The sequence below is a fragment of the Microcystis sp. M_QC_C_20170808_M9Col genome (assembly GCF_007095495.1).
Classification (GTDB): domain Bacteria; phylum Cyanobacteriota; class Cyanobacteriia; order Cyanobacteriales; family Microcystaceae; genus Microcystis; species Microcystis aeruginosa.
Genome location: NZ_SFBZ01000120.1, coordinates 1 through 7,241, shown reverse-complemented (window position 1 = coordinate 7,241; position 7,241 = coordinate 1). Strand labels below are relative to the sequence as shown.

General features: G+C 43.2%; 9 protein-coding genes and 1 tRNA gene. 1 reads left to right on the top strand and 9 read right to left on the bottom strand.

Features of this window, described 5'->3' with window-relative positions; all coding sequences use genetic code 11:
* Nucleotides 1-692: bluetail domain-containing putative surface protein (locus tag EWV68_RS07390; RefSeq protein WP_287169357.1), on the top strand; the 692-nt coding region annotated here is incomplete at its 5' end.
* Nucleotides 693-1,074: 382 nt separating this feature from the next.
* Here EWV68_RS07390 and EWV68_RS07385 read toward each other — a convergent pair.
* From EWV68_RS07385 to EWV68_RS07345, 9 genes are all read right to left on the bottom strand, one after another.
* The gene (locus EWV68_RS07385) at nucleotides 1,075-1,257 is read right to left on the bottom strand and encodes a DUF29 family protein (RefSeq protein ID WP_287169356.1); all 183 of its coding nucleotides are present in this window, start codon (nucleotides 1,255-1,257) and stop codon (nucleotides 1,075-1,077) included.
* A gap of 70 nt (nucleotides 1,258-1,327) precedes the next feature.
* Nucleotides 1,328-1,412 (bottom strand) — tRNA-Leu (locus tag EWV68_RS07380).
* A complete protein-coding gene (locus EWV68_RS07375; protein ID WP_287169355.1) occupies nucleotides 1,391-2,278 on the bottom strand; it encodes a M48 family metallopeptidase in 888 nt (295 codons plus the stop codon). The genes EWV68_RS07380 and EWV68_RS07375 overlap by 22 nt, the downstream gene beginning before the upstream one ends.
* The gene (locus tag EWV68_RS07370; protein WP_061433337.1) at nucleotides 2,271-2,690 is read right to left on the bottom strand and encodes a tetratricopeptide repeat protein; all 420 of its coding nucleotides are present in this window, start codon (nucleotides 2,688-2,690) and stop codon (nucleotides 2,271-2,273) included. Before EWV68_RS07370 ends, EWV68_RS07375 begins: the two co-directional genes overlap by 8 nt.
* Before the next feature lie 119 nt (nucleotides 2,691-2,809).
* Nucleotides 2,810-3,547 (bottom strand): sulfite exporter TauE/SafE family protein, encoded by a 738-nt coding sequence (locus EWV68_RS07365; protein ID WP_002782846.1) that lies wholly within the window; start codon nucleotides 3,545-3,547, stop codon nucleotides 2,810-2,812.
* A 31-nt stretch (nucleotides 3,548-3,578) separates the two neighbouring features.
* Entirely contained in the window at nucleotides 3,579-4,346 is a 768-nt protein-coding gene (locus tag EWV68_RS07360) for a proteasome-type protease (protein WP_002782847.1), read from the bottom strand.
* A 226-nt stretch (nucleotides 4,347-4,572) separates the two neighbouring features.
* Nucleotides 4,573-5,349, bottom strand: a complete 777-nt coding sequence (gene fabG, locus EWV68_RS07355) for a 3-oxoacyl-[acyl-carrier-protein] reductase (protein ID WP_002782849.1) — start codon at nucleotides 5,347-5,349, stop codon at nucleotides 4,573-4,575.
* Between the two features lie 233 nt (nucleotides 5,350-5,582).
* Nucleotides 5,583-6,482, bottom strand: a complete 900-nt coding sequence (locus tag EWV68_RS07350) for a lysophospholipid acyltransferase family protein (protein WP_287169353.1) — start codon at nucleotides 6,480-6,482, stop codon at nucleotides 5,583-5,585.
* Nucleotides 6,483-6,588: 106 nt separating this feature from the next.
* On the bottom strand, nucleotides 6,589-7,074 hold the full coding sequence (locus EWV68_RS07345; protein ID WP_061433333.1) for a DUF29 domain-containing protein: 486 nt from the start codon (nucleotides 7,072-7,074) through the stop codon (nucleotides 6,589-6,591).
* Nucleotides 7,075-7,241 lie beyond the last annotated feature (167 nt).

Below are 7,241 nucleotides of genomic sequence, written 5' to 3'. Positions count from 1 at the left end.
CCTACCTCTTCGACACGGATCTACTCTTGGGCACCGATTTCCTAAGTGATGCCTCTGGAATCGATACCCTCAACTTTGCGGCGACTACAACTAAAACCATCAACCTCAATCTCGGCAGTGCCGTCGCCCAAACCGTCACCGCCGGAAATCTCACCCTCACCCTAGCTATTGCCACTGCTTTTGAAAATGTCATTGGTGGTAGCCTCAGCGACACCATTGTGGGCAATAGTCTGGCTAATTCTCTCACTGGTGGAGCGGGTAATGATGGACTGACAGGTGGTCTTGGCAAAGATATCCTGACGGGAAGCGATGGATTGGATACTTTGAATTACAATTCTCTCGGTGAGTCGCTGCTGACTGGCTTTGATGTTATTCAAGGCTACAGTGGCACAGGTGCTAGTCTTGATAGCATTAATGCCCCTGCGCCTATTGCACCAATCACTTTGACCGCATCGAAAGGCACAGCTACTGCTTTAACCCAAGCGGCGATTCAGTTGGTCTTGACTAATGCGGCCTTTGCTGCTAACACGGCGGCGGCCTTTAGACTAGACCCAGTGGCAAATCCAAACTTTGCAAATGATACTTTTATCGCTCTCAATAATGGAGTGGCCGGTTTCCAAGCCGCTAGTGATGCGATCATTCAACTGAGTGGTTACAAGATTGCTGCCGCTACACCAGTGGTAGTAATCTAAATCGAGAGATCATTTAAGTTTGCAGGCAGTAGGAGAATCTTCTCCTACTGCCACTAGCGGTCTTTCAGAATCTATCAGATTAAACTCTTTTGGGCTTAATTGAGAAGTATTGGGCTGGTGCCGCACTTGCCATGACTAATGCTGACTTCGTTTACGGGGTGTAAGTCTCAGCTAGGCATCACAGGAAAACTATGCCATGTCCCCCGCTAACGGCGGGGGTTTTTTGTCGGACACCCATCATTCAGTCCCTAAAAATCCCAACTTTAACAGCGATATTAATCCTTTAAAAAACAGCATTATTTTTGAGTATGTATTAACCAGGGAACCAATCTTCATCAACAATTTTCTCAATTGTCCAAGGACAGTCAACTGGTAAAGTTAATCAACTTTTGCGGCTCGCTTTTCCCAGTGCTTTTTGATAACAATAACCAAACCGTTCTAAGGCATGATTGTAGATTACCTGAGAGCGAAACAGCAAGCTTAATTCCAATCTGAAATTATCTATCTCGTCTTTCCAGTGGGGTAGGTAGTAAGGATGCTTCCAGTAGGCGTAAAATCTACTCATCGGGGTGAGATTAATGTTTAGTCGGATGGAAGCATCAACACCATAATAGCCAGAAATTACTGTAATTTGATGGGCGGAGTCGGACTCGAACCGACATGAGGGGCTGCCTCGCCACATTTTGAGTGTGGTGCGTCTACCAATTTCGCCATTCGCCCTTGGCATTAGCTTTATCATTATAACCCATTTTTGGCCCCTTTAACAAATTTTGATAATCGGGGGAACTGGCCCAACGATCGATTTCTCGCGCACGCAGGACGGGGAGGGGATGGGTTAACTGTTGGGTTTGCAAACCCTTTAACATTTCGCCCATTTCCGAGGCGCTGACGGCATCGTAGGACTTTGCCTGATCGATAAAAGCCTCTAAATTTAATAAAGGTGCGAGACTGGGGGAACCTCCGGCTAACTTCATTAACACCGACATGACGATTTTTGGGTCTTGAACTGCCAATAAAGCCGCTCGATCGCAGCTAAACTCGGCGCAGCGCACCCAGGCTAACATTCTCTCCTGTAGGGATCGTGCTAACATTGTCCCCCAATTGGGCAGTAATCCCGCCGCTAGGACCATAATATTGGCTAAAGTCAGATAAACGCCGTGTTCACATTTGAGATGACCTAATTCGTGGGCCATTACCGCTTGAATTTCCGCGGGAGTCAGCATTTCGATTAGGGAAGTGTGCATCACCATAAACGGTTTTTTGCCGCGCATGGCGAAGGTATAGGCGTTAGGAACGGGGTTTTGTTGAATGTATAATTGAGGTGGTTCTAAGTCGAGAACTCGGCAAGCTTCTAGGAGTAGATTATGCAGGTCGGGTAATTGTTTTTCTCCTACCAAAACACTAGCAGCAATATTATTTAAGTAAAAGAATTCCTCAGCGACGGAACCTAATAAACTTCTCACGGCTATATCTAACCCAGGCAATTGTTTAAGGGAATTAGTGGCCTCTAGGTCGATGGGATGCCGAAAATCATTGGCTTTTAAGCCGAGTAATAACTGTTTTGATAATGCCATATTCTTATTCATTTAACCAAGCTTTGATGCGTTCTAAACTTTTCCAATCGGGTTTTCTAGCCAAACCATCGGCGATATTTTCATCCACTTCTTGGCGAACTTCTTTGTTTAAACTAACTAATTGTTGCACCAGTTCGATATGTTCTCTGACTCCGGCGGTTTTGGTTTCTAACATAGCCAAAACCAAATTGATCCGGTTTTGCGGGGAAACTTTATCGAGTTTTACGGCTTTTTGGGCGGCTTTTAGGGCTAATTCCGGTTTATCGGTGAGCATATATAACCAAGCCAAACAGGACCAAACGGCGGCATTTTTAGGAGTGCGATCGCTTAATTCTTTAAATTCGGGCAATAAACTGGCGGCACTTTCTCCCTGTTGGTAGCGTTCTAAACCTTGTTCGAGGGTAAAATTGGCGGTTTCTGTCATTTTCAGCTAGGGGGTTAATCAAGGAGCAAATTTAACGGTTATCGGTGTATTAGCCATGGTTAATACAATTCACCTTTATCTAGTATTCTAGCAAAATTTGTCCCCTTGTCAGCAAAATTTTAAAAGACGATGCCCCGTTCTCGCCAGATCATCAATAGGCCACTCATCGAAACGAATAACATCACTGCTTGTTTAAATTGCTGGGGACTCATTTTTTCTAAAACTTTTTGTCCTAACCAATTGCCCGGCCAGGCTGCTAATCCTAACAATAAACCGTAACCAAGAAAAGGCAGATGTAAAACTCCAAAAGCTGCGTAGGCGATTAATTTGGCCACATGAACTACTACCATGTGAACGGATTTCGTTGCCACCATTGGTTCTTTAACTAGCCCATAGTTGATATAAAACAGGTTCATCATCGGGCCGGTACTACCGACTAATCCTGAGAGGAAAGCGTATATAAATCCCGAGGGCATAAAATACCAAGTTTTAATCTCAAAAAAAGGATTTTCTTCTTGGGGAAATAATTGTTTAAGCGAGGAGAAAACCAGAAAAATTCCCAAAACTAGCGGCAACCATTTGAATTGTAAATGGGCAAAGACAAAAGCGCCGAGGGTAGATCCCATAATTGCCCCGGGTAAATACCACACCGTCGAGGGCCAGTCAATGGCCCGCCAATACATTCCCATGCGTTGGACGTTACCGAGTAGCATCCCCGTGGTTAAAACTGGAGGAATGACGGCAGCATCGAGAAACCAACCTAAAACGGGGAGTAGAATCAGGGGGCTGCCCCCACCAGCAAGGGTGCTAAAAAACCAAGCTAGACTACCTGCCAACATCAAGGTAACAATGATCATCGAGTTGTAAAGTTAAGTTAAAAAGAGCTACTTAATCTATTATGATATCTTCTTTGGGGTCTTCATCGGTATAATGCCATTCCACATTGGGCATAGCCTCGAAAGCTTGCCGGACGTAATCTTCCCAGAGTTTCCGCATTTTGGCTAGGTAGGGGTCTCCTAGGCGCAATTGTAACTTATGACGTAGGCTTAGGCTATTAGCTTCATACATACTCAAATAGATAGGCGGTCCGACAGAAATATTCGATTTCATGGTCGAATCGATGGAAAGTAAGGCACATTTAGCCATTTCCTCTAGGGGTGTATCATAGGTAATAGTGCGATCGAGAATCGGTTTACCGTATTTAGTTTCACCTATCTGTAAAAAGGGCGTTTCTTTGGTGGCTTGAATATGATTTCCTTGGGGATAAATCAGGAATAATTGCGGTTCTTCTCCTTTAATTTGTCCCCCAAGAATAAACTTACATTTAAAATCAATATTATCTTTTTCTAGCCAAGTTCTTTCCCTAGCTTGTACTTGACGACTTTTATCACCGATATAGTGGGCGATATCGTAGAGATGAGTCAGAGAATGGAGATTTTTATCCTCTTGATTGTGCAGATCTCTTTTTAGTTCGTGAATCACTCCTTGGCTAATCGATAAATTCCCCGATGTACAGACCATAATTACTCTTTCTCCCGATACCGAAAAGTCAAATAATTTCCGATAGGCCGAGATATAATCGACTCCCGCATTCGTGCGAGAATCCGCCCCCATAACAATGCCAAAACGATTGATAATTCCTAAACAGTAAGTCATTTTCAGTAATCAGTAAACAGTAATCAGTGAACAGTAATCAGTGAACAGTAATCAGTGAACAGTAATCAGTAAACAGTAAACAGTAAACAGTAATTAGTGAAGAGTGAAGAGTGAAGACTGAGCGGTGAATAATATCATTTAAAGCTTAAAACTTAAAACTTTAATCTGATAACTAATCACTGATGACTGATAACTGATAACTGATAACTGATAACTGATAACTGAATTAAGCCATAACCATGCCACCATCGACGTTAAAGACTTGACCAGTGATATAAATAGCGGCGGGATCGGCGGCTAAAAAACGCACCATTCCGGCGACTTCTTCCGGTTTTCCGTAACGGGAGAGGGGGATATATTTGAGAATTTCATCTGCTTTGAGGTCATGAGTCATATCGGTTTCAATAAAGCCGGGGGCCACGGCATTAACAGTGATGCCTCGACTGGCAAATTCTTTGGCTAAAGTTTTCGTTAAACCGATAACACCAGCTTTAGCGGCGCTGTAATTAGATTGACCCGGATTACCCATCAAACCGGATACAGAAGTGATGTTAATTATGCGGCCGCTTTTCTGTTTTAACATCAATTTACTGACGGCGCGAGTGCAGAGAAAAACTCCGGTTAAATTGAGATCGATGACTGCTTGCCAGTCTTCTAATTTCATTCTTAACATCAGGGTATCCCGGGTAATACCGGCATTATTAACTAAGACATCAATATGACCGAATTTTTCTTTGGTACTGTCCACTAAATTATCCACTTCTTCGCTTTTAGCCACATCTGCTTGTAGAGCTATTGCCTTTCCCCCGGCCGCGGTAATTTCTTCGACAACGGCATCGGCAGCACTGCTAGATTTAGCATAGTTCACCACTACAGTAGCACCCTGGCTGGCTAATTCCAAGGCGATCGCTTTACCGATCCCTCGCGAGGCCCCAGTTACTATGGCTACTTTGTCTTGTAAATGCTGGCATTCTGCGGGTAATAGTTTCATAATTTTCTGCATTCCCCAAATAATCGTCAAATCTCAAGAGAAAACTTTGTACTGATAACTTTGCTCAAAACACTTCATTATCTCACAAGCGGGTTAATCTGACCGCAGCCATCCTCAAGTGCGATCGCTCATTTAAATTGCTTGTTGAGACGAGGCAAGAGGCAAGAGGCAAGAGGCAACAGTAAAGGGATTGGGGGAGATTCGGCTAATCTTAAGAATAAGTGCTTTAAATGCGTCTTAGCTTATCAGGGAGAATTGGCTGCCACTAATTGATCGAGTTGCTGCTGCATCAAATAACAGACTTTCTCATAACATTCGCGTACATAACGGCGGTCCCGGGCCGCTTTTTTGCCGTAACGTTCAAAAATAATTGGAGGACAAACCCGCGTATGTATCGGTACGGGTAAGGGAATATTCGGCAAGGGACCGATAGCTAGTCCCCAGGGTAAACCAAAATAGATGGGACAGGTCCCGGGGTCAATACCGAAAGGCCAAGGCATACCCTTTTTATGCAATTCTTTTAATTGAGGATAAATATCTTCGAGGACAAACAGAGTCGAGTGAGCGCCGTGGGAAATGGCGGGAATAATCGGCACTTCGTACTGTAAAGCTAGTTTAACAAAAGCTTGATTACCGGCAAAATAAATTTTATTTCTTAAACTGTGGGGACGGAAAACATCCGCAGCACCTCCGGGATAAATGAGGACACTAGCGCCACTATTTAAAGCAGCGATCGCCATTTTCGGATGAGCATGAATGGCCCCCATTTGGGCCACTAGATGCGCTTGGGATGGAAAAACTTGCCAGACTCGCGAATCCATCAAACCATAGACTAAGCGCTCGCTGCCAAAGCGTTGAAACCAATCATACATCATCATAAACATATCGGGGGCCGCTAAACCGCCGTTGTGGGAGCCGATGAATAATACCTGTCCTGAGGGGGGAATATTTTCCCAACCATCGGTTTTGACGCGAAAATAATGGTGATAAAACCAATCCAGAAGGGGGACAAATTTTTCGATCACTTGCGGATCCCGATCCTCTAATGACCAACCGGTGAGGGTATCAACAGGGGCCTTGGCTGCTTGTAGGGATAATTCGGCAAAAGTGGCCGTAGATGAGACAAAAGAGCTAAAAATATGCATTGATGCCAAGTTGATAATTTAAGCGCATCTTAATTATCGCAAATTTCGGTTAAAAAACCCATCGTTTTAGAACGGCTTTCCTCGATAATTCTATCATTTTTAATGTCTAATCTTCACAGTGGAACCAAGTTTTATCTAATAATTGCTCTAAACTGTAAGGGCATTCTGAGGGAAAATCGCCAGAAAAACCAGTTTTTTGTTGAACATAATCGAAAGCATCCTGATAGATTATCGGTAATTCCTCAGCTAAATAATTCTGTAAATTCGTCGTTAAACATTTTCTTAATTGCGTGCGAAAACTGATAATTTCCGCTCGCCAATGATTTCGATTTATTTCTGCTTCTGTTGTCCAATATTGTAAAAGTAATAAATGCCTGATCACTTGTTCAAGTAAGCTACTGACTCGGTTTTTATCTCTTTTACTCAAGCTTTCTAATTCCTCAATTAAATGGATTACATCTAATTCATCTAAGCGATTTTCCTTGAGGATTTTTATTGTTTCCTCTAACCAAAGATGTTGATCAATTTCGTAAAGTAGGGGTAGGGTTTCTCCTCCCTCTACTTGCCAGGGATTCTGATTTAAAGTTTTCATTGCATTGTTTACGGTTCTTAATAGGAAATAAGCACCCTCATATATATATTAGCCCACATTCCGCACCCTAAAGTGTCACATTGAAAATTTTATCTAAATCGTCAAAACGATTGCCGGCTCTGAATTACAGGCTAATTTGTTTGCCCAGCAGATGCACAATTAGCCCT

Excerpts from the sequence above, each read along its gene's own strand:
- EWV68_RS07385 (WP_287169356.1), bottom strand. The coding sequence starts at position 1,257 with ATGAGTAGATTTTACGCCTACTGGAAGCATCCTTACTACCTACCCCAC.
- EWV68_RS07375 (WP_287169355.1), bottom strand. The coding sequence starts at position 2,278 with ATGAATAAGAATATGGCATTATCAAAACAGTTATTACTCGGCTTAAAA.
- EWV68_RS07370 (WP_061433337.1), bottom strand. The coding sequence starts at position 2,690 with ATGACAGAAACCGCCAATTTTACCCTCGAACAAGGTTTAGAACGCTAC.
- EWV68_RS07365 (WP_002782846.1), bottom strand. The coding sequence starts at position 3,547 with ATGATCATTGTTACCTTGATGTTGGCAGGTAGTCTAGCTTGGTTTTTT.
- EWV68_RS07360 (WP_002782847.1), bottom strand. The coding sequence starts at position 4,346 with ATGACTTACTGTTTAGGAATTATCAATCGTTTTGGCATTGTTATGGGG.
- fabG (WP_002782849.1), bottom strand. The coding sequence starts at position 5,349 with ATGCAGAAAATTATGAAACTATTACCCGCAGAATGCCAGCATTTACAA.
- EWV68_RS07350 (WP_287169353.1), bottom strand. The coding sequence starts at position 6,482 with ATGCATATTTTTAGCTCTTTTGTCTCATCTACGGCCACTTTTGCCGAA.
- EWV68_RS07345 (WP_061433333.1), bottom strand. The coding sequence starts at position 7,074 with ATGAAAACTTTAAATCAGAATCCCTGGCAAGTAGAGGGAGGAGAAACC.